Origin of the sequence: Achromobacter sp. NPDC058515 (assembly GCF_042721735.1) — a bacterium.
In the GTDB taxonomy this organism is placed as follows: Bacteria; Pseudomonadota; Gammaproteobacteria; order Burkholderiales; family Burkholderiaceae_B; genus Achromobacter.
On record NZ_JBHXNI010000013.1, the window covers coordinates 176,206 to 197,610 of the forward strand.

General features: G+C 68.5%; 20 protein-coding genes. 11 read left to right on the forward strand and 9 right to left on the reverse strand.

The window, feature by feature from the left end; all coding sequences use genetic code 11:
• The first annotated feature begins 12 nt into the window (after nucleotides 1-12).
• Genes ACFWP0_RS21640 through ACFWP0_RS21650 form a run of 3 tightly spaced genes read left to right on the forward strand, consistent with a single transcriptional unit; the run spans nucleotide 13 to nucleotide 2,782 of the window.
• A complete protein-coding gene (locus ACFWP0_RS21640; protein WP_377845478.1) occupies nucleotides 13-1,326 on the forward strand; it encodes an MFS transporter in 1,314 nt (437 codons plus the stop codon).
• Nucleotides 1,323-2,471 carry a thiolase family protein gene (locus tag ACFWP0_RS21645; protein WP_377845479.1) on the forward strand — a complete coding sequence of 383 codons (1,149 nt, stop codon included), beginning with the start codon at nucleotides 1,323-1,325 and terminating at the stop codon, nucleotides 2,469-2,471. Before ACFWP0_RS21640 ends, ACFWP0_RS21645 begins: the two co-directional genes overlap by 4 nt.
• Nucleotides 2,468-2,782 (forward strand): zinc ribbon domain-containing protein, encoded by a 315-nt coding sequence (locus ACFWP0_RS21650; protein ID WP_377845481.1) that lies wholly within the window; start codon nucleotides 2,468-2,470, stop codon nucleotides 2,780-2,782. The genes ACFWP0_RS21645 and ACFWP0_RS21650 overlap by 4 nt, the downstream gene beginning before the upstream one ends.
• Nucleotides 2,783-2,823: 41 nt before the next feature.
• On the opposite strand, the gene ACFWP0_RS21655 is transcribed toward ACFWP0_RS21650, so the two are convergent.
• Complete coding sequence (locus ACFWP0_RS21655) at nucleotides 2,824-3,660, reverse strand: redoxin family protein (protein ID WP_377845483.1); 837 nt, start codon at nucleotides 3,658-3,660, stop codon at nucleotides 2,824-2,826.
• A 180-nt stretch (nucleotides 3,661-3,840) separates the two neighbouring features.
• On the opposite strand from ACFWP0_RS21655, the gene ACFWP0_RS21660 reads away from it, so the two are divergent.
• From ACFWP0_RS21660 to ACFWP0_RS21685, 6 genes are all read left to right on the forward strand, one after another.
• Nucleotides 3,841-4,632: an amino acid ABC transporter substrate-binding protein gene (locus tag ACFWP0_RS21660; protein ID WP_377845485.1), complete on the forward strand. Its 792-nt coding sequence runs from the start codon at nucleotides 3,841-3,843 to the stop codon at nucleotides 4,630-4,632.
• Between the two features lie 133 nt (nucleotides 4,633-4,765).
• Nucleotides 4,766-5,419 (forward strand): amino acid ABC transporter permease, encoded by a 654-nt coding sequence (locus ACFWP0_RS21665; protein ID WP_377845487.1) that lies wholly within the window; start codon nucleotides 4,766-4,768, stop codon nucleotides 5,417-5,419.
• A gap of 40 nt (nucleotides 5,420-5,459) precedes the next feature.
• The gene (locus tag ACFWP0_RS21670) at nucleotides 5,460-6,212 is read left to right on the forward strand and encodes an amino acid ABC transporter ATP-binding protein (RefSeq protein WP_377845540.1); all 753 of its coding nucleotides are present in this window, start codon (nucleotides 5,460-5,462) and stop codon (nucleotides 6,210-6,212) included.
• Between the two features lie 4 nt (nucleotides 6,213-6,216).
• A complete protein-coding gene (locus tag ACFWP0_RS21675) occupies nucleotides 6,217-7,098 on the forward strand; it encodes a LysR substrate-binding domain-containing protein (protein WP_377845489.1) in 882 nt (293 codons plus the stop codon).
• Nucleotides 7,099-7,131: 33 nt separating this feature from the next.
• The gene (locus ACFWP0_RS21680; RefSeq protein WP_377845491.1) at nucleotides 7,132-7,755 is read left to right on the forward strand and encodes an ATP-binding cassette domain-containing protein; all 624 of its coding nucleotides are present in this window, start codon (nucleotides 7,132-7,134) and stop codon (nucleotides 7,753-7,755) included.
• On the forward strand, nucleotides 7,746-8,570 hold the full coding sequence (locus tag ACFWP0_RS21685; protein WP_377845493.1) for an ABC transporter permease: 825 nt from the start codon (nucleotides 7,746-7,748) through the stop codon (nucleotides 8,568-8,570). Before ACFWP0_RS21680 ends, ACFWP0_RS21685 begins: the two co-directional genes overlap by 10 nt.
• Before the next feature lie 77 nt (nucleotides 8,571-8,647).
• Here ACFWP0_RS21685 and ACFWP0_RS21690 read toward each other — a convergent pair whose 3' ends face one another.
• Nucleotides 8,648-10,876 (reverse strand): NADP-dependent isocitrate dehydrogenase, encoded by a 2,229-nt coding sequence (locus tag ACFWP0_RS21690; protein WP_377845494.1) that lies wholly within the window; start codon nucleotides 10,874-10,876, stop codon nucleotides 8,648-8,650.
• A 483-nt stretch (nucleotides 10,877-11,359) separates the two neighbouring features.
• On the opposite strand from ACFWP0_RS21690, the gene ACFWP0_RS21695 reads away from it, so the two are divergent.
• Nucleotides 11,360-12,928, forward strand: coding sequence for a winged helix-turn-helix domain-containing protein (locus tag ACFWP0_RS21695; protein ID WP_377845496.1), 1,569 nt, complete (start codon nucleotides 11,360-11,362; stop codon nucleotides 12,926-12,928).
• Between the two features lie 187 nt (nucleotides 12,929-13,115).
• Complete coding sequence (gene ilvA, locus ACFWP0_RS21700; protein ID WP_377845498.1) at nucleotides 13,116-14,684, forward strand: threonine ammonia-lyase, biosynthetic; 1,569 nt, start codon at nucleotides 13,116-13,118, stop codon at nucleotides 14,682-14,684.
• Nucleotides 14,685-14,824: 140 nt separating this feature from the next.
• Here the strand turns inward: ilvA and ACFWP0_RS21705 are convergent, their stop codons facing one another.
• The 7 genes from ACFWP0_RS21705 to ACFWP0_RS21735 form a co-directional block, all read right to left on the reverse strand.
• Nucleotides 14,825-15,793, reverse strand: coding sequence for an ABC transporter substrate-binding protein (locus tag ACFWP0_RS21705; RefSeq protein WP_377845500.1), 969 nt, complete (start codon nucleotides 15,791-15,793; stop codon nucleotides 14,825-14,827).
• Nucleotides 15,794-15,822: 29 nt separating this feature from the next.
• Complete coding sequence (locus tag ACFWP0_RS21710) at nucleotides 15,823-16,668, reverse strand: ABC transporter permease (protein WP_377845502.1); 846 nt, start codon at nucleotides 16,666-16,668, stop codon at nucleotides 15,823-15,825.
• Entirely contained in the window at nucleotides 16,665-17,462 is a 798-nt protein-coding gene (locus tag ACFWP0_RS21715) for an ABC transporter ATP-binding protein (protein WP_377845504.1), read from the reverse strand. Before ACFWP0_RS21715 ends, ACFWP0_RS21710 begins: the two co-directional genes overlap by 4 nt.
• Before the next feature lie 21 nt (nucleotides 17,463-17,483).
• Nucleotides 17,484-18,041: a carboxymuconolactone decarboxylase family protein gene (locus tag ACFWP0_RS21720; RefSeq protein ID WP_377845505.1), complete on the reverse strand. Its 558-nt coding sequence runs from the start codon at nucleotides 18,039-18,041 to the stop codon at nucleotides 17,484-17,486.
• Between the two features lie 135 nt (nucleotides 18,042-18,176).
• On the reverse strand, nucleotides 18,177-18,950 hold the full coding sequence (locus ACFWP0_RS21725; RefSeq protein ID WP_377845507.1) for an SDR family oxidoreductase: 774 nt from the start codon (nucleotides 18,948-18,950) through the stop codon (nucleotides 18,177-18,179).
• Nucleotides 18,947-20,488: a class I adenylate-forming enzyme family protein gene (locus ACFWP0_RS21730; RefSeq protein ID WP_377845509.1), complete on the reverse strand. Its 1,542-nt coding sequence runs from the start codon at nucleotides 20,486-20,488 to the stop codon at nucleotides 18,947-18,949. Before ACFWP0_RS21730 ends, ACFWP0_RS21725 begins: the two co-directional genes overlap by 4 nt.
• 26 nt (nucleotides 20,489-20,514) lie before the next feature.
• Nucleotides 20,515-21,405, reverse strand: a complete 891-nt coding sequence (locus ACFWP0_RS21735; RefSeq protein WP_377845511.1) for an ABC transporter permease — start codon at nucleotides 21,403-21,405, stop codon at nucleotides 20,515-20,517.

A 21,405-nucleotide genomic window follows, 5' to 3' on the forward strand; every position in this document is an offset into this window, starting at 1 on the left:
CAAGGGGCGGCAATGACGATGGCATACAAGGGGGCGGCGGTGTCCGCCGGCGACGCTGCGCGCAGGAAGCGGACGCGGCGCGTGGTGATGGCGTCCGTCGCGGGCAACGCGATGGAATGGTATGACTTCTTCATCTACGGCACGGCGGCGGCGCTGGTGTTCGGCGAGCTGTTCTTTCCCAAGGGCACCGACCCGCTGCTGGGCACGATGGGGGCATTCGCCGGCTTTGCCGTGGGCTTTCTGGCGCGGCCCCTGGGCGGGGTGATCTTCGGCCACATCGGCGACCGCTACGGCCGCAAGCTGGCGCTGGAATGGACGCTGGGCCTGATGGGCGTGGCCACCTTCCTGATCGGCCTGTTGCCCACCTACGAGCAGATCGGCGTCTGGGCGCCGGTGGCGATGGTGGCGCTGCGCATCCTGCAAGGCGCGGCGGCGGGCGGGGAATGGGGCGGCGGCGTGCTGCTGATCAGCGAGGCCGTGGGCGGCAAGCGCCGCGGCTACTTTTCTTCGTTCAGCCAGCTCGGCGTGGCGGGCGGGTTCGTGCTGTCCTCGGGCGTCTTCATGCTGGCGCAGCAACTGCCGCAAGAGGCGTTCATGAGCTGGGGCTGGCGGCTGCCGTTCATCTTGAGCGTGCTGATCTTCGGGGTAGGGCTGTATATCCGCAAGCACATCCCGGAAAGCGAGGAGTTCGTGCAGGCGGCCAAGACGGCCAAGCGCGGCATGCCGGCGGTGGAGGTGTTCCGCCGCTATCCTCGCCAGGTCTTCACCGCGATGGGGCTGCGGGTCGCCGAGAACGGCGGTTCCTACATCTTCCTGGCGTTCGCGCTGGCCTACGGCAAGTTTCTGGGCATACCCAACGACGTCATGCTGGGCGGGGTGCTGCTGTCCATGTTCATCGAACTGGGCACCCTGGTCTGGTTTGGCCACCTGTCCGACCGCATCGGGCGGCGGACGGTGTACCTGATCGGGTCGGTCGGCCTGATGCTGGTGGCGTTTCCGTTCTTCTGGATGGTGCAGACCAAGGAGCCGCTGTGGATCTTCCTGGCGTTCTTCCTGGGCAACACCGTCTGCCATGCCGCCATGATCGGCACCCAGCCGGCGTACTTCGCCGAACTGTTCCCGGCCGAGGTCCGCTACACGGGGCTGGCGCTGGGCCATGAACTGGCATCCGTGTTTGCGGGGGGCCTCTCGCCCCTGATCGCCATGGCGCTGCTGCGCGAGTACGAATCGGCTACGCCCGTGGCGTGGTTCCTGGTCGGGATGGCCGCCGTCACCGTGGTCACGCTGCTGCTGACGCGCGAGCCGCCCAGGCAGGACACGGAATGAATTCGGCCCGCCATCCGGGCATTGTCGGCGTGGGCGAAACGCCGGCGCTGCGCCATCCCGCCGCGGATTGCAGCACGACGGCGCTGATGGCCCAGGCCATCGGCCAGGCGCTGGCCAGCGTGGGCTTGACGCCCGCGCAGGTGGACGGGCTGGGCGTGGCGTCGTTCACGCTGCGCCCGGACCGCGCGATCGACCTGGCCTGGCGGCTGGGGCTGCGGCTGAACTGGTGCATGCAGGACGAGATGGGGGGCGCCAGCGCCATCAACCTGCTGCGCCAAGCCTGGCTGGCGCTGCAGGCCGGCCAGGCCGAGACCATCGTGCTGGTGGCCGGCGACCACTTCGCCGGGGCGGACTTTGCCGGACTCGTGCGCGGCTACAACCGCAGCGCGCAGGACTATCTCAGCCCCTTGGGCTGCGAGGGCCCGAATCCGCTCTTCGCCATGCTGACGCAGCGCCAGATGGCGCGCACCGGCCTGCGGCGCGAGGACTACGGCGCGCTGTGCGTGGCGCAGCGGCGGTGGGCGTCGGCCAATCCCAACGCGGCCTATCGCCAGCCCCTGACGCTGGCCCAGTACCTGGACGCGCCCATGGTGGCGCCGCCGCTCGGCCGGATGGACTGCGTGCCGGTGGTCAGCGGCGCCTGCGCCCTGGTGTTGCGCGCCCGTCCCGGGGGCGCCAGCGTGCGGCTGCTGGCCAGCGACGCGCGCTACAACGGCGATCAGCAGGAAGGCGACGGATTGGAAACCGGCATCGCCGCGTTCGCGCCGGCGCTATGGCGGCAGGCAGGCCTGGGGCCGGACGATATGGACGTGGTCAGCGTCTATGACGACTATCCGGCCATGGCGCTGGCGCAGTTGTGCGACCTGGGCCTGGCCAGCGCGGACGATCTGCCGGGGTTCATCGCCCGCCGCCTGGCGACGCGCGACCTGCCCGTCAATACGGCGGGCGGGCAGTTGTCCGCCGGCCAGGCGGGCACGGCGGGCGGCATGCACGGCCTGGCCGAGGTCGCGCGCCAGTTGCTGGGCCGCGCCGGCGAACGGCAGTTGAACGGCGCGCGCGTGGGCGTGGCTACAGGCTACGGCATGGTGCAGCTGCGTTATGGCATGTGCGCCAACGCCGCCGTGCTGGCCAGGGAGGATGCATGAGCGTCGACGTCAGCCAGTGCCGCGCCTGCGGGCACCGGGTCTATCCGGCCCGGCTGTGGTGCCCGGCCTGCGGCCATGACCGGGCGCAGGCCGTCGCGGTGGAATATGCGGAACTCCAGGCCTGGACCGCGATGCCGGCCAAGGGCGCGGACGCGCCCGCCATCATCGCGACCGCCCGGGCTTGCCCGCAAGGGCCGGTCTTGGTGCTGCGGCTGGAGGAAATGCCCAGCCATGCCGGGCAGCGCCTGCGCCTGTTCGAACGCCGGATGCAGGGGCAGTCCTTGCCCTGGGCATCGGTCTTGCCGGCCTAGGCTGGCCAGGCGGCGGGCGGGCTCTCGCCGGCAATCCGCGGCTATTTTCCGCCTTCGGCCGCCCGGATCGCTTCCAGGCGCTGGGCCAGCGTGGCCGCGGACAGTTCGCCCACGCGCAGGTCGACCAGGCGGCCGCCTGCATCCAGGAACAGGGTGGCGGGCAGCCCCCGGTTGCTCATCTCGCGCGACGCTTCGCTCGTGGGGTCGCGCAGCACGTTCGCAAGCGCGGGCGCATGTTCGTCCAGGTACTGCCTGATTTCGGGAGTGGCTTCGCCCTGGTTCAGAAAGACGAAGTTCACATCCGGATTCGCTGCCTGCGCGCGGGCGAAGGCCGGCATCTCGCGGCGGCACGGCGGGCACCAGCTTGCCCACAGGTTGATCACCGTCGGCTTGCCATTGAAGACCGCCAGCGTGACCGGCGCGCCGTCCAGCTGCTGCAATGGCAAGGCGGCCAGCGCCGGCGGCGGCTCGCCGGCGGGAGCCAGCAAGCGTGCGCCGCCGATCCAGGCAAGACTGGACAGGAGCAGGGCGCCCAGCACCGCCGGCCGGGGCGCGCCGCGCCGGACCATGGCGCCCACGCCGTAGATCCAGGCGGCGGCAAGGCCCAGCATGCCCGACCAGCCTCCATCGCGCAGGTCCAGGACCCTGATGGGATCCTGCGCGAAATGCTCCCGGTACTGCCAGACGAAGCCCAGCCGCGCCACGACCAGCCCGGCGATCAGGGCGCGCCACAGGACGGTCGAAACGTCGGCCGGGCGATCCGGCCCGGACCGGCGGTCAAGGATGCGTCCCGCCAGCAGGCCGATGGCCGCGGCCGCGATCAGCACCGCGAGCTCCGTGGGAAATACGAGGGGACCAAGACGAATGGCTGGGGTCATGCGGCATCCATGCAGTAAGGGGCCCAAGCCTAGCATGCCGGCCCTGTCCGGCAGGCGGACGCGCCGCCCCGGGGGCAGTGGCGCCGGCACTTCCCCGTGGGGACGCTAAAATACCGGCTCGCGGCTTATTGTCGAGCCTTCCCGGCATTCTTCATTCTTGCGCCAGGCGCACCCATAACTATGAAAAAACTGACTGCTGTTCTTCTTGTGTCCGCAACCACGATGCTCACGGCTTGCGGTCCCAGCGACAACGCGCCCGCCTCGGGCGCCCAGGCGCCGGCCGTCGCCAAGAAGGTCGTCGTCGGCCTGGACGACAATTTCCCGCCCATGGGCTTTCGCGACGCCAGCAACCAGATCGTCGGTTTCGACATCGACATGGCCAAGGAAGCCAGCAAGCGCCTGGGCATCGAGGTCGAATTCAAGCCGATCGACTGGAGCGCCAAGGAAGCCGAGCTCAACGGCAAGCGCGTCGACGTGCTGTGGAACGGCCTGACCATCACCGAAGAGCGCAAGAAGAACATCAGCTTCACCGCGCCCTACATGGCCAACCACCAGATCATCATCGTGGGCAACGCCTCGCCCGTGAAGGTCAAGAACGACCTGGCCGGCAAGGTGGTCGGCGCGCAAGACGGCAGCAGCGCCACCGACGCCATCGCCCGCGACCCGGTTGCCGCCCAGATCAAGGAAGTGAAGAAGTTCGGCGACAACGTCACGGCCCTGATGGACCTGGCGGCCGGCCGCCTGGACGCCATCGTCGTCGACGAGGTGGTGGGCCGCTACCTGATCAGCAAGCGCGCGGGCGAATACCGCGTGCTGGAAGAGAACTTCGGCACCGAAGACTACGGCGTCGGCGTGCGCAAGGACGACACCGAGCTGCTGGCCAAGCTGGACAAGACGCTGGATTCGATGAAGCAGGACGGCACCGCCGGCCGCATCGCCACCCAGTGGTTCGGCGCCAACATCATCAAGTAAGCGGCGACGGCGCCCGCGGCCTGCCGGCCCGGGCGCCTTGCGCCGTTGCAGTCCCGCAGCCCGCCGCGGCGCCATCGCGCCAGGCGGGCTTGCCCATGATTCCCCTCTAGCCTTCGCGGCGCGAACCCACTGCATGGACTACGTACTCTCCCTTCTGGGGCCATTGGCGCAAGGCGCGAAAGTGACCTTGACGCTGTTCTTCATCACGCTGGCGCTGGCCGTGCCGCTGGGGCTGGTGCTGGCCCTCGCGCGGATCTCCAAGTGGCGGCTGCTGAGCCGGATGGTCAATGGCTATATCTGGCTGATGCGCGGCACGCCGCTGATGCTCCAGATGCTGTTCATCTACTTCGCGCTGCCGTTCGTGCCGGTAGTCGGGGTGCGGCTGCCTGACTTTCCGGCCGCGGTGGTGGCCTTTGCCCTGAACTACGCGGCGTACTTTGCCGAGATCTTCCGCGCTGGCATCCAGTCGGTGGACCGCGGGCAGTACGAAGGCAGCAAGGTGCTGGGCATGACCTATCTGCAGACGCTGCGCCGCATCGTGCTGCCGCAGATGGTGCAGCGCGTCCTGCCGCCCATGAGCAACGAGACCATCACGCTGGTCAAGGACACCTCGCTCATCTACGTACTGGCGTTGAACGACATCCTGCGCACGGCGCGGGGCATCGTGCAGCGCGATTTCACGACCACGCCTTTCCTGGTCGCCGCCGCCTTCTATCTCCTCATGACGCTGGTCCTGACGTGGTTCTTCCAGCACATGGAAAAGCGCTATGCCAAATATGACCAGTAATCCCTTGCCCGGCCAGACGGGGCAGGCCTCCCGTCCCGTCATGATCGAAGCCCGCGACATCATCAAGTCCTTCGGCGCGAACCGCGTGCTGGACGAGGTGTCGCTGACCCTGGGCCAGGGCGAAGTGGTGGCGGTGATCGGGCCGTCCGGCTCCGGCAAGAGCACCTTCCTGCGATGCCTGAACCACCTGGAGACCATCGACGAGGGCAGCATCGAGGTCGAAGGCGAAGCCATGGCCACCGCGGTCCCCGGCGGGCGCAGCCAGTACGCCAGCGACGCCGACGTGCGCCGCATCTGCCGCAAGATGGGCATGGTGTTCCAGTCGTTCAACCTGTTCCCGCACATGACGGTGCTGCAGAACATCATTGAAGCGCCCATCACGGTCAAGGGCATGTCGCGCGCCGCGATCATCCCGAAGGCGGAAGAGCTGCTGCGCAAGGTCGGCCTGCTTAACAAGCGCGACAACTATCCGACGCGCCTGTCCGGCGGCCAGAAGCAGCGCGTGGCCATTGCCCGCGCGCTGGCGATGGAGCCCGACATCATGCTGTTCGACGAGCCCACGTCCGCGCTGGACCCGGAGCTGACCGGCGAAGTCCTGCGCACCATGAAGCAGCTTGCCGACGAACGCATGACCATGCTGGTCGTCACCCACGAAATGGGCTTTGCGCGCGAAGTGGCGCATCGGGTCATCTTCATGGACGACGGCCGTATCGTCGAAGAAGCCCCGTCGGCCGACTTTTTCAGCGCGCCCCAGCAGGCGCGCAGCCGGGAGTTCCTGGCGCATATGCTCTGATCCCATGGGAGCCGTGCTGCCCTTGCTCGCGCTGCGGGCCTTCACCGAGACAGGACGCCTGGGCAGTCTGAAGGCGGCGGCCGAGGTGCTGGGGGTGACGCCGGGCGCGGTCAGCCAGCAGATACGCCTGCTGGAAGACCGCCTGGGCGTGGCGCTTTTTGTGCGCGAGCGCCACGGGGTGCGTTTGACGCAGGCCGGGGCCAGCGCGTATCCGGGGCTGCTGCGCGCCTTCGAGCAGATCGAGGAATCGATGTCGCTGCTGCAATCCCATTCCGCACGGCGCGCCCTGACCATCAGCACCGTCCCCTCATTCGCCTCGTCCTGGCTGGTGCCGCGCCTGGGCGGGTTCTCGGCTCTGCATCCGGATATCGAGGTGCGGGTGGAGGCGTCTTCCAAGCTGGCCGACTTCAAGCGCGACCGGATCGACGTGACGCTGCGCCACGGCCTGGGCCACTACCCGGGGCTGTCGGCCTTCCGCCTGATGGCCCCCGTGCTGCTGCCCGTGGCCAGCCCGGCGCTGCTGGCCCAAGGCCCCGCCATCGCGCATCCGGAGGACTGCCTGAAGTACACGCTGCTGCAGGACGCCGACCGCGCCGATTGGGCCTTGTGGCTGCAGGCGCACGGCGTGGACGCGGGGCCGGACGCCCAGCGCGGCCCCAGCTTCGAGGACGACCTGCTGCTGATGCGCGCGGCCGGCGCGGGGCAGGGCATCGCCCTGGTGCAGGACACCCACGCGCGCGAAGACCTCGAATCTGGCAAGCTGGCCGTCGCGCTGGACCGGCCCTGGCCCGCGCGCTTTGCGTACTACATCGTCAGCCGGCCGGACGCCTTGGCGCGGCCGGAAGTGCAGGCCTTCATCGATTGGGTGAAGGCGGAAGCGGTCTAAGATCGGTACTCATGCCTACCACCGCTTTCCGCCATGCGATCCGCCACTGACGCCGCGCCCCTGCTCAGGCTGCGGGGCATATACAGCGAACGCGTGGCGCCCGTCAGCCTGGATCTCGCCGCCGGCGAGTGCGCGGCCATCGTGGGCGCATCGGGTTCCGGCAAGTCCCTGCTGCTGCGCCTGGCGGCCGACCTGGATCCCGGCCACGGCGAGGCCGAACTGGATGGCCACAGGCGTTCGGCGATGCGCGGTTTTGAATGGCGCCGCCATGTCGTGTACTGCCAGGCCGAGGCCGGCTGGTGGGACGACCACGTGTCCGCGCACTTCACGGACCGCGCCGCGGCGTTAGCCGTGATGGGGCGCCTGGGCCTGGCCGAAGCCAAGCTGGACGCGCTGGTGCATGAGCTGTCCACCGGCGAACGCCAGCGCCTGGGGCTGGCGCGCGCCTTGATGCAGGCCCCGCGCGTGCTGCTGCTGGACGAACCCACCGCGGCCCTGGACAAGGCCGCAACGGAACGGGTGGAACAGGAACTGCTGCGCGTCCTGGCGGCGGGCGCCGCCATCCTGCTGGTCACCCACAGCGCCGAACAGGCCGCGCGGCTGGCCCGCCGCTCGTGGCGCATGGAGCAGGGCAGCATGGAGCCGCTATGGACGTGATCAGGCTGCAGGCGCTGGATCTGGCCATCGCCTCGTTCCTGGTGCTGCTGAGCGCCGGGATTTCCTTCGCGCTGCGCCTGAACCTGCAGCGGCAGGTGCTGTGGGCGGCGGTGCGCACGGTGGTGCAGTTGCTCTTGGTCGGCCAGATCCTGCGCCTTGTTTTCGCGCACGCGGCCCCGTGGCTGACGGCGCTGGTGGTGGCCGTGATGATGGCGCTGGCGGCGCGCGAAGTGGCGGCCCGCCCCAAGTCCCGGCTGACGGGACACGGCAACGGCTGGGTCGGCACGCTGGCGGTGGTAGCCACCACGGCGATCACGGCGCTGTTCATCCTGAGCACGGCGCTGCGCCCCGACCCCTGGTACGACCCCCGCTACACGATCGCCCTGGTCGGCATCGTGCTGGGCAGCGTGCTGAACGCCGCCAGCCTGGCGCTGGACGGCATGTTGTCCGGAGTCAGGCGGGAAAAGCTGGCGATCGAGGCCCGGCTGGCGCTGGGCGCGACCGTGCATCAGGCATTTTCGTCCTTGCTGCGGGAGTCGGTGCGGCGCGGCATCGTGCCCAGCATCAACCAGATGTCGGCCGCCGGCATCATCACCTTGCCCGGCATCATGACCGGCCAGATCATCGCGGGCATGGACCCGGTCGAGGCCGCCAAGTACCAGATCCTGCTGATGTTCCTGCTGTGCGGCGCCAGCGGCATGGCGGCGATGGGCGCGGCCTGGGGCGCGATGCGCCGGCTGACCGACGAACGCGGGCGCCTGCGGCTGGACCGGCTGGAGCCGGGCAGCCCGTCCGGGGCGGCGGGCCGGAAATGAAAAAGCCGGCAGCCCTTTGAGGGCTGCCGGCTAGGTTCCCTGCCTGGCCGGCGTGGGCCGGCCGGTGGGGAAGGGGCTTAGCCGATGGAGGCCAGCACCTGGTTCAGCGTGGCGCTGGGGCGCATGGCCTGGCTGGCGAGCGCTTCGTTGGGCTGGTAGTAGCCGCCGATGTCGACCGGCTTGCCCTGGGCGGCCTTCAGCTCTTCCAGGATCTTGCCTTCGCCTTCCGAGAACGCGCCGGCCGCGGCCGCGAACTGGGCAGCCAGCGCGCGGTCGTCGGTTTGCGCGGCCACGGCCTGGGCCCAGTACATGGCCAGGTAGAAGTGGCTGCCGCGGTTGTCCAGGCCGCCGACCTTGCGGTCCGGCGACTTGTTTTCGTCCAGGAACTTGGCGGTCGCCAGATCCAGCGTCTTGGCCAGGATCTGGGCGGTCGGGTTCTTGTACGTGCGGCCCAGGTGATCCAGGGATTCGGCCAGCGCCATGAATTCGCCCAGCGAATCCCAGCGCAGGAAGCCTTCTTCCAGGAACTGCTGCACGTGCTTCGGAGCCGAACCGCCGGCGCCGGTTTCAAACAGGCCGCCGCCGGCCACCAGCGGCACGATCGACAGCATCTTGGCGCTGGTGCCCAGTTCCATGATGGGGAACAGGTCGGTCAGGTAGTCGCGCAGCACGTTGCCGGTCACCGAGATGGTGTCCAGGCCTTCGCGGATACGCTTGACCGAGAACTTGGTGGCTTCGACCGGATCCAGGATGCGCAGGTCCAGGCCGCTGGTGTCGTGGTCGTTCAGGTACTGCTTGACCTTGGCGATGACCTGGGCGTCGTGGGCGCGCTTTTCGTCCAGCCAGAAGACGGCGGGCGTCTTGGCGGCGCGGGCGCGCGAGACGGCCAGCTTGACCCAGTCCTGGATCGCGGCGTCCTTGGTCTGGCACATGCGCCAGAGGTCGCCGGCTTCGACGGCCTGTTCCAGCAGCACGCGGCCCGAGGCGTCGGTGACGCGCACGATGCCGGCCGCCGGGATGACGAAAGTCTTGTTGTGCGAACCGTATTCTTCGGCGGCCTGCGCCATCAGGCCGACGTTGGGCACGCTGCCCATCGTGACCGGATTGAAGGCGCCGTTGCGCTTGCAGTCGTCGATGACGGCCTGGTAGACGCCGGCGTAGCTGCGGTCCGGAATGACGGCCTTGGTGTCCTGCAGCTTGCCTTCGGCGTTCCACATCTTGCCGGAGTCGCGGATCATGGCGGGCATGGACGCGTCGACGATGACGTCGCTGGGCACGTGCAGGTTGGTGATGCCCTTGTCGGAGTTCACCATGGCCAGCGGCGGCAGCGTCTTGTAGGCGGCGTCGATGTCGGCGGTGATCGCGGCCTGTTGGTCGGCGGACAGCGACTGGATCTTGGCGTACAGGTCGCCAATGCCGTTGTTGGGGTCGAAACCGGCTTGCTTGAGCGCATCGGCGTGCTTGGCCAGCACGTCCTTGTAGAACACGGACACGACGTGGCCGAAGATGACGGGGTCGGAGACCTTCATCATCGTGGCCTTCAGGTGCACCGAGAACAGCACGCCGGTGGCGCGGGCGTCGTCGATCTGCGCCTGCAGGAACGACTTCAGCTTGGCGGTCGACAGCACGGCGGCGTCGATGATCTCGCCGGCCTTGACCGGGGTCTTTTCCTTCAGCACGGTCTTCGCGCCGTCGGCGGCGGTCAGTTCGATCTTGACGTCGCCAGCTTCGGCGATCAGGGCCGACTTTTCGGTGCCGTAGAAGTCGCCTTCGCTCATGTGCGCGACGTGCGACTTGGAGTCAGCCGCCCAGGCGCCCATCTTGTGGGGATGCTTGCGGGCGTAGTTCTTGACCGACAGGGGCGCGCGGCGGTCGGAGTTGCCTTCGCGCAGGACCGGGTTCACGGCGCTGCCCTTGACCTTGTCGTAGCGGGCCTTGACGTCGCGCTCGGTGTCGTTGGCGGGAGCGTCCGGGTAGTCGGGCAGCTTGTAGCCCTGTTCCTGCAGTTCCTTGATGGCCGCCTTCAGCTGGGGCATCGAGGCGCTGATGTTGGGCAGCTTGATGATGTTGGCGTCGGGCTGGACGGCCAGCGCGCCGAGCTCAGCCAGCGCGTCGGACAGCTTCTGGCTGTCTTGGAGGTAGTCGGGGAACAGGGCGATGATGCGGCCTGCCAGCGAGATGTCGCGGGTCTCGACCGTGATGCCTGCGGGCTTGGCGAATGCCTGGACGATGGGTAGCAGCGAACGGGTTGCAAGCGCCGGAGCTTCGTCGGTGAGGGTATAGATAATCTTCGGAGTAAGAGACATGATCCTTGAATCTGTTCGGCGAGAGGCGCTTAACGCGCAGACCCGAACATGCTATGCGGCATACGCCGGTAGATGTTGTCGAGAGTGGGTTCGTATGGGCGGACACGACAGGCCGAGCGTCCGCCCAACATGGCCGCCGCCTGCCCTATTTTTTGACTGGATCGGGACACCGCCGGTTTCACCGGCCAAATCCTGGTCCGCCTTGGGAAGTGCGACTGCCACGAACCTTCCATTGTAATACCGTGCTACGCATTGCGCCGCGAAACGGATCGCATTTGATGTCCCAGGCGGCCGGATGGGGCCAGAAATTAAGCGGGGACATATTATTTTTCACGAATTTGGGCGCCGGTCCTGGCGACAACGTGCTGGCATCTTCGGGCAAGCATCGAATATATTTCGCATCCCACAAGGATTTGTCCCGATGGTCAGCCGGGGCAGCGGCCGGCGATGGCCGTTGTTGCGCGCCATCAGCCAGGAGAGCAGATGCGGTTCGGTGACCTGATATTCGACGAGCGGTTCCGTTACGCCACCGATGGCCGGGGCCAGGCCACTCCCTTTACGCCGGCGGAATCCGCCGCGCTGGCGCTCCTCATCCAGCATGCGGGCAGGATCCTGCCGCGCCAGCGCCTGCTGGACGCCACCCAGCGCGGCGAGGCCGACGCGCTGGAGCGCAGCGTCGACCTGCTCATCAATCGCCTGCGCGCCAAGCTGGGCGATTCCGCCCGCGCGCCGCGCTATATCGCGACCAGCTATGGCGAGGGCTACAGCTGGATCGCCGCGGCCGCGCCCGAACTGCCCGAGGCCGTCTACCTGGCCATCGGCCCGGTGGCCGGCCCCGAGCGATTGCGCGGCGATCCGTCCATTCAGGCATTCCTGTCGGCGTTGGCCGAGGCCTTGCGCGAACGCCTGCCTAGCGAGCGGGGCGTCAGCCTGCATCCGGGCGCGCAAGCCCGGTCGGCCGCGCCGTTCCGGGTTGAGATCGGCTTGCGCCAGGACGACGCCGGCGTGCATTGCGCCGTGGCCCTGCGCGAGGCCGCCGGCGGACAGGCGCTGCGCGCCGACCGGCTCGTCATCGGCGCGGGCGGAACGCCGGACTTGAGCCGCGCGGCCGCCGCCTGCGCCGCGTCGATCAAGAGCGAGATATGGCGCAGCCTGACCCGCGCCCGGGGCGAACACGCCGGGCCCACCGACGAGCCGTTCGAGCTGCGCATACACCGCGCCGCGGTGCTGCTGTCGCGCACGCCGCAAAGCTGGCTGGAATCGGCGGAGGAACTGGACAAGCTGCGCGCCGAGCACCCGGACGATCCGCAGACCGCGCTGATGTGGGCGTCGCACCTGTACGCGCGGCTGGTGCTGGACCTGGGCAGCAAGCCCGCGGAGCTGGAGCCGCAGATCGAGGCCCAGGTGTTCCAGGCGCTGCCGCACATCCGCGACAATCCCATGCTGATGCTGGCGGCGGCCAAGCTGTTGTGCTTTGTCAGCCCGGACCACCTGGACCTGGCGCAAGCGCTGGCCGACGAGGCGTTCGCGCAGGGCACGGCCTATGCGTCCGCCTTCGCCGTGCTGGGGCAGCTGAAGCTGAATCGCGGCCGGCTGGACGAGGCGGTGGCGGACTTCGACCAGGGGATCGAGCTGGCCGAGCCGGGTTCCGAGTTCCAGGTGTTCCTGCTGGTGCTCAAGTGCACGACCCTGCTGGCGATGGGCGACCGCGCCGCCTGCGACGAGGCCAATCGCAGGCTCTACCAGACCAAGCCGCTTACGCGCATGCAGCTCGGCCTGTTCCTGTCGGACCCGGATGCGAGCCTGCCCGACGACCTGCGGCTGCTGTTGCTGAGCCTGGACGCGGCCTTGCTGCGCCGGATGCTGTCGCACTACGACTATCTGTTCGTGCGGCGCGTGCCGCAAGCCGCGGGGCGCGAGCGCATGTACCGCGGCATCGTGGCCCAGATGGCGCGCTATCGCGCCGAAGACGGGCTGCCGCCGGAGGTGGCCGCGTCCGCGCCCGGGCTCGCGGCGGGTTTCCTGCCCGACCCCGGAGAACGTCCGGTTTGACAAAGCCGCGTGCTTGGAGGAAGCTACGCCCCATGAATTTCCGCGCCGTCCGCATTTCGCTGATTATTACCATCATTCCGAGAATGGTGGGTTAGCGCGCGACCGCAACAGTCACAGCCACCCGCCCCAAGAGGCGGGTTTTTTGTGGCCGCCTCTGCCGGGCAAGCCTACCCAAGCAGAGAACCCCATGTCCGCTACACCGCACACCGCATCGGCATTCCAGGCCGGCAATGCCACGCCGATGGAATACCTGAGGCAGATCCTGACCGCCCGGGTCTACGACATCGCCCGGGAAACCGAGCTGGACCTCGCGCGCGGCCTATCGGCGCGGTTGAAGAACACCGTCCACTTCAAGCGCGAGGACAACCAGCCGGTGTTCTCGTTCAAGGTGCGCGGCGCCTACAACAAGATGCGCAACACGCCTCAGGCGGCGCGCGACCGCGGGGTGATCACCGCGTCCGCCGGCAACCATGCGCAAGGCGTCGCGATCTCGGCCGCCAAGCTGGGCGTGCGCGCCATCATCGTGGTGCCGCAGACCGCGCCGCAGGTCAAGGTGGACGCCGTGCGCGCCCATGGCGGCCCCACCGTCACGGTGGTGCAGGCGGGCGACTCCTACAGCGACGCCTACGCCCATGCCCAGACGCTCGCGCAGCAGCAGGACCTGACCTTCATCCCCGCATTCGACGACCCTTACGTGATCGCCGGCCAGGGCACGGTGGGCATGGAGATCCTGCGCCAGCACCCCGAGCCCCTGCACGCCATCTTCGTGCCCATCGGCGGCGGCAGCCTGGCCGCGGGCGTGTCCGTCTACGTGAAGGCGGTGAATCCCGGCGTGAAGGTCATCGGCGTGCAGACGGAAGACTCCTGCGCCATGGCGCAGTCGCTGCGGGTGGGCGAGCGCGTCATCCTGGCCGAGGTCGGCCTGTTTTCGGACGGCACGGCCGTCAAGCTGGTGGGCGAGGAAACCTTCCGCCTGTGCCGCGAGCATCTGGACGAAATCATCCTGGTGGACACGGACGCCGTGTGCGCGGCCATCAAGGACGTGTTCCTGGATACGCGCAGCGTGCTGGAGCCGGCCGGCGCGCTGGCGGTGGCGGGCCTGAAGAAGTATGTGGAGCGCGAAGGCGCGCAAGGGCAGTCGCTGGTGGCCATCACCTCGGGCGCCAACATGAACTTCGACCGCTTGCGTTTCGTGGCCGACCGGGCCGAGGTGGGCGAGGCGCGCGAAGCGGTGTTCGCCGTAACCGTGCCCGAGGAGCGCGGCAGCTTCCGGCGCTTTTGCCGCGTCATCGGCCAGCGCAGCGTCACCGAGTTCAACTATCGCATCGCCGATGCGCGCACCGCTCACATCTTCGTGAGCGTGCAGATAGCGCGCCGCGGCGAGGCCGCCGACATCATGGCGGCGCTGCAGGAGCAGGGCTTTTCCGCCAGCGACCTGACCCACAACGAAGTGTCCAAGCAGCACATCCGCTACATGGTGGGCGGGCGCTCGCCGCTTGCGGGCGGCGAACGCCTGTTCCGCTTCGAGTTCCCCGAGCGCCCGGGCGCGCTGATGAAATTCCTGTCCGAGATGGCGCCCAACTGGAACATCAGCCTGTTCCACTACCGCAGCCAGGGCGCGGACTTCAGCTCCGCGCTGGTGGGCATCCAGGCGCCAATGGCCGACGACGCGGCGCTGGACGCCTTCCTGCGGCAACTGGGCTACGCGCACTCCGAAGAGACCGGCAACGAGGCCTACCGCCAGTTCCTGATCTGAGCACGAAGATCCTGCAATCGGGGCATTTCTATGCCTGTTGGCGTTCGAAGTCGACGCTGGCCGGAAGGACTGGGCCAGCCCGCCGGGATAGATCGCTGCGCGGGCGTTGGCCCACGCGGCGAGACCGATCCTGCGCCGCGTCAGTACGTCTTGCCCGAAATCTGCTGCGAGTACCCCAGATCCAGCCACTTGCCGTCCTGCGGGATGCGGTCCAGGTTGCCCAGGTCTATCTGCGTTTGCAGCGCGTCCTTCAAGGCCTGTTCCGGCACGGCCACCGAATCGGCGAACACGCCGTCGTCGATCAGGCGCTGCACCGAGGCGCGCACGACCGCGGGGTCCAGGTTGGGGAAGAGCTTGAGGCCGCTGGCCACCGCGGCTGCCGGGTCCTGATGGATGGCCTTCAGCGCGCGGTCGATGCCGGACACGAACTTGCGCGACACCTGCTGCGGGATGTCCTGGCGGGTGGAGATGGCCGAGAACGTGTACGGGCCGATCTCCCGCGAGAACGCGGACACGACCTTGTAGCCCTGGGCTTGCGCCTGCGACGCGCCGGGCTCGTAGAGCACCGCGCAATCCGCCTGGCCGGAGCTCAGCGGGCCGATCTCGTTGCCCAGGGGCACTTCCAGCAGGTTCAGGTCGCGCTTGGGGTCCAGGCCGGCGTTCTTGACCAGCTTGATGAAGGCGGACGAGCTGGTGGTGGGCATGGCGCCCGTGGCGATGGTGGCGCCCTTCAGGCTTTTGAAGCCGTCGAAGGCGAAGCCCTGCTTGCAGGTCAGCCACACGCCCAGCCGGTTCAAGGTGCCGCCCACGACCTTGACGGGGGCGCCGCGGCCAAACGAAATGGCCGTCCACTCGGGGCCGTGCAGGGAGAAGTCCGCGCTTTTGGAGATGACCGCGGCCAGCGCATTGGTGGACGAGGAGGCCACATCGATGCGCACGTCCAGTCCTTCGTCCTTGAAGTAGCCGTGTTCCTCGGCAAAGTACACGGGCAGGTAGAACACCGATTTGAAGGCGGCCGACACCACGGCCTTGTCGTTGGCCATGGCGGAGACGGACAGCAGCGAGGCCGCGGCGGCGGCGGCAAAGCGCAGGGGGAATGTGATTTTCATGGTCGATTGCAGTGGCGCGACGGCGCGGTTCACAGTTTGAATTGGGTGGCGTAGGTCTGGTCTTTCCAGCGCAGGAGGCGCTTCTCGGCGATGTCCACGCCGGCGTACAGGACAAAGCCCAGCAGCATCAGCGAGAAGATCCCGACCCAGACGGTGTTCAGGTCATAGAGCGAGGAGGCCACGAAGATGACGTGCCCGAGCCCGTACCTGGACGAAATGAATTCGCCCACGACCGTGCCCACCAGCGCGAAGCCGATGTTGATGCGGAACGTGCTGATGATGGCGGGCAGGGCGGACGGCACGACGACCTTGGTGAAGATTTGCCGCTTGGTCGCGCCCAGCGACACCAGCATCTTCTGGATGTCGGGATCGGTGTCCTTGGCGGCCTGGAAGGCGGCCAGCAGCGCGACGATGGAAGTCAGCGATATCGACAGCGCCACCTTCGAGATGAGGCCGGTGCCGAACCACAGGATCACCAGCGGCGCGAACGCGATCTTGGGCACGCTGTTGATCGCGACCAGGAAGGGTTCGACCACCTTGGCGCCATAGGGTGAATACCAGAGCGCCAGCCCGGGCGCGGTGCCCAGGATGGTGCCGACGACAAAGCCCGCTGCCGATGCCCACAAGGTGTAATTGGCGTGTTCCCAGAGTTCTCCGGACACGGTCATCTTCCAGGCGGCCTGCAGGACGCCGGCAGGCGAGCCGAACAGAAAGCCCGAAACGGCGCCTGAGTGGACGCCGGCTTCCCAGGCGCCGAACAGCACGGCCAGAATCAGCAGCTGGGTGGCCAGGACGGGAAGGCGGAAACCCGCCCGCCGCGAGGTGGGAGCAGGGGGCGCGACGCCCTGGGCGATGGAAGCGGTAGTCTGGCTCATGCGTGGGCGCCGTCCTTGCGGGCGGTCTGTATGTCGAGTTCCTGGCAGAGCAGGTCGAAGTAGCCGGGGAAGCGGTTGTCGTGGCGCGCCTGCAGCGGCGAACGCGTGCCCAGCTCGATCTCGTGCACGCTTTTCAGGCGGCCGGGACGCGCGCTCAGCACGAAGATGCGCTCGGACAGGGCGATCGCCTCGTCGATGTCGTGGGTCACCAGCACCACTGTCTTGCCCTGCTTGCTGACGGTGTCGGCCAGCATGGATTCCAGGAACAGCCGGGTCTGGTAGTCCAGCGCCGAGAACGGCTCGTCCAGCAGCAGCACGTCCGGGTCCGGCAGCAGCGTGCGCGCCAGCGCGACGCGCTGGCGCATGCCGCCCGACAGCGCCTTCGGGTAGCTGTCCTGGAACGGCAGCAGGCCGAAGGTGTGCAGGTAGTCGCGCGCCAGCTCCGTGGACTCGGCTTTCGGCGTGCCGCGGATTTCCAGCCCGACCAGCACGTTGTCCAGCACGGTGCGCCAGGGCATCAGCAGGTCGCGCTGCAGCATGTAGCCGACGCGGCCGCGCAGATTGGGCAGGGCCTGGCCGTCCAGCGAGATCGTGCCTGCGTCGTGTTCCAGCAGGCCGGTCAGGATGTTGAACAAGGTGGACTTGCCGCAGCCGGACGGGCCGATGATGCTGACGAATTCACCGCTGGCCGCGTTCAGGCTGATGTCGTCCAGGACCTGGACCGGGCCGGTGTCGGTCTGGAAACGCTTGGAGAGATTGCGGATTTCCAGCTTGAGGGGAGGGGTGGGGCTCATGGCGGGGCGAATCACGCCGCCTCAAGCCGCGCCATGCTCCAGTTCCAGGGCCACCACGTCTTCCTGCGGCACTTCCAGCGCTTCGTTGAAACGCTTGAAGAAGCTGCACAGCGCGATGCGGATGGTCAGTTCAACGATCTGCTCTTCGCTGAAGAAGGACTGCAGCTTGCGGTAGAACGCGTCGCTGACCTGCGCCGGCGTCAGCGTGACGAGCACGGCGTAGTCGCGCACCACCAGGTCCTTCTCATCCAGCCCGGGGACTGCCGGTTCCAGCAGGCGATCGATGGCCTCCTGCGAGATGCCGTGCGCGGCCAGCTTGGGCGTGTGCAGCGTGACGCAATAGTGGCAGGCATGCGCCTTGGACGCCGTCAGCAGCGCGATTTCCAGATGGCGCGGCGAGATCAGGCCGTCTTCGCGCGATTGCACCAGGTAGGAGAAAAAATGCTTCAACGCCGGCGGACGCGGCGCAAAGGCGCTCAGCATGTTGGCGTAGGGGCCGTAGTCCTGCAGCAGCTGATTGAAGAGGGAGGCGGTGGCGGGATCCAGCTTGGCGGGATCCAGGGGAGTCAGGCGTGGCAAGGCAATTCCAGCGTAAAGGGGACAACAACGCTGGAATCCTAAAAGACCCAGGCCCGCATGAAAAATACCGATATCACATATGTATATGGGAATACCTGTGCGGGGGGCGCCGCGCAGGTAATCCGCGGGCGCGCGCTACAGGCGCTGCCCGCCGGTGGCGTCTATGCTCTGCCCGGTCACCCAGCGCCCCTCGCGCGAGGCGAGGAATGCCACGATGTCGGCGATGTCCTCGGGCTGGCCGACGCGCCCCAGCGCGATGGTCTGCGCAATGACGCGGCTGGTCTCCGGATCGCGGGCTCGCTGGTTCAGGTCGGTCGCCGTGGCGCCGGGCAGCACCGCGTTCACGGTGATGCCGCGCGCGCCCAGTTCGCTCGCCAAGAGCAGGGTCAGCGCTTCCAGGCCGGCCTTGGCCGGGGCGTAGACGCTCATCTCGGGATAGGCGGCGCGCGTGCCCATCGACGAGATATTGATGATGCGGCCCGCGTCGCGCAGGAAGGGCAGGCAGTGCTGGATCAGGAAGAACGGCGTCTTCAGGTTCACCTGCAGCACGCGGTCGAAGTCCTGCGGGGTCACGTCGGGCAAGCGGGCGCGCAGTCCGACGCCGGCGTTGTTGACCAGGATATCCAGGCCGTCCTCGCCAGTGCGCTCGCGCAGGGCGGCGCGCGCGTGCCCCGCCAGCCTGGCGGGCGCATCCGGGTCCGCCAGGTCGGCCTGCAAGGCCCAGGCCTGTCCGCCCGACGCCTGGATCTGGCTGACGACCTCATCCGCCGCTCCGGCCGCCGCGTTGTAATGCACGGCGACGTGCGCGCCGCGCCGGCCCAATGCCAGCGCGATGGCGCGGCCGATGCCGCGGCTGGCGCCGGTGACGAGGGCGGTCTTGCCGGCCAGGGAGTCCGTCGCGGCGCTCATGCGGCCTCCTTCTCTGTCCGAGTCCAAGCCTGGCGGGCTTCCAGTTCGCGCGCCTGTTGCAGCAGGGCGTTGCGGTCGACCTTGTTGGTGCCCGCCCAGGGCAGGTCGTCCACGAAGCGGATGCGGCGCGGATGCTGGTAGGCCGGGCCGTGGGCCAGCGCATGGCGCTTGAGCGCCTCGGCATCCAGCGCGCTGCCGCCGCGCCGCACCACGAAGGCGACGGGGATGTTGCCGCGCTCTTCGTCGGCCAGCGGCACCACGCAGCTCTGGCGCACGTCGGGATGCGATTCCAGCAGCTTCTCGACTTCCACCGGATAGATGTTCTCGCCCGAGCACACGAACATGTCGTCGGCGCGGCCCACGAAATAATAGAAGCCGTCGCCGTCGCGGCGCATGACGTCGCCGCTGTAGTACCAGCCGTCCTTCAACACCTGCGCGCTTTTCTCCGGCAGGTTGTGATAGCCGGCCAGCACGGCGGGGTTCTTCATCAACAGCACGCCTTCGTCCGGGCCCGGCCCGTCCGCCAGCCGCACCTGGTCCGGGTGCAGCGGGTGGCCGACAGCCAGGGGCGGCGTGGGCAGGCCGGCGGGATGCGGGCCGAACACGGCGGGCCCGGCCTCGGTCGTGCCGTAGCCATGGGTGATGCGCACCTGCGGCAGCGCCTGCTGGATGCGTTCATACAAGGCCACGGTCATGGGCGCCGAGCCCAGCATCACGCGCTCCAGCGCCGACAGGTCGCGGTCCCGCAGCAGCGCGGGGTCCTTGACCAGGCGGGCGAACATGGTCGGCACGGCCGTCAGCACGGTGATGCGATAGCGCTCCAGCGCATCCGCGTAGGCGGCCACGTCGAACGCGGGCTGGATGACCAGCAGGCTGTTGCTGGCAAAGGCGCGCTTGGCCATGAACAGGCCGTTCATGTGGAACAGCGGCTGCGCCAGCAGGTAGCGGGCCTGCTTGTCCGCCGGCGCGGCGGGGCCGGAGGTGGCCGACAGGGCCCAGAGCTGCCCGGCGTGGGTCAGCGGCACGCCCTTGGGCTTGCCGGTGGAGCCGGAGGTGTACAGCATCTGCGCGATGTCATGCAGCGCCGGCGTGACGGCGGCGAAGCTGGCGGGCGCGATCTGCGCGGCAAAGCCCAGCGGGCCAGCGTCGTCGAAGTCCAGGACCGGCACGGTGGCCTCGAACGCGGCGCGCCGGGGGCCATCGACAAAGGCCAGCGCGATATCCGCGTCGCGCAGCACGTAGTCGATGTTCTCCTGCGACTGCTTGATGTTGATGGGCACGGCCACGAAGCCGGCGCGCATGATGCCGAAGTAGGCGATCAGGTATTCGGCGCGGTTCAGCGCCGCGATAGCGATGCGGGCGCCAGGTTCCAGGCCGCGGGCGGTCAGCCACGCCGCCACGCCGCCGGCGACCCGGTCGGCCTCGCCGTGGCTGTAGTGCGCGGGCGCGCCGGGCTGGCGCAGGTCGATGATGGCGGGCAGCTCGGCGGGCAGCCGGGGATCGGCCAGGTCGCCCAGGTTCTTGAGGGGATGCGTCATGGGGAGAGATTCCGGAAGTTGGCGGCTCAGCGCCTGTGCAGCTTGGGGTTGAGCGCGTCGTTCAGGCCGTCGCCCACCAGGTTCAGCGACAGCACGGTAAGCATGATGGCCACGCCGGGCACGGCGCAGATGTACCAGGAGGACCGGATCAGGCTGCGGCCTTCGCCGACCAGCCGGCCCCAGCTGGCGATGTTGGGATCGCCCAGGCCCAGGAAGGACACCACCGATTCGTACAGGATGGCGCCGGCCACGACCAGCGACGACATGACGATGACGGGCGGCAGCGCATTGGGCAGGATTTCGGCGGCGACGATGCGCAAGGGGCGCATGCCCACGGCCCGGCAGGCCTGCACGAACTCGCGCTCCTTGAAGGACAGGAATTCGGCGCGGGTCAGGCGCGCGATCGGGGGCCAGGACACCAGGCCGACGGCCAGCGTGATGGTTTCGATGCGCGGGCCCAGCACCGACACGATGGTCAGCACGAAGACCACGTTGGGGATGATCTGGAACAGCTCGGTCACGCGCATGAGCGCCTCGTCGATCCAGCCTCCCGACCAGGCGGCGGCCGCACCCACGCTGACGCCGATCAGCGTGGCGGTGGCGGCCGCCACCAGGCCGATCAGCAGGGTGGCGCGCGCGCCGTGCGCGATCAGCGCGGCGATGTCGCGGCCCATGGAGTCGGTGCCCAGCGGATAGCGCCAGGATTCGAAGGGCCAGATTTCGGGCGCGCCGACGATGCGCAGCGGGTTGACCGGGTAGAGCCAGCCCGCCCCGGCGGCCAGCAGCGCCACCAGCAGGAGGACCAGGGCGCCCGCCACCGCGCCGCGATTGCGGGCGAAGCGCGCGGCGAACGAGGCCGGGCGGCTGCCGGCCGCTGCCACGCGGGCGGGAGGATTAAGAGCAGGAGATGCGGGCAT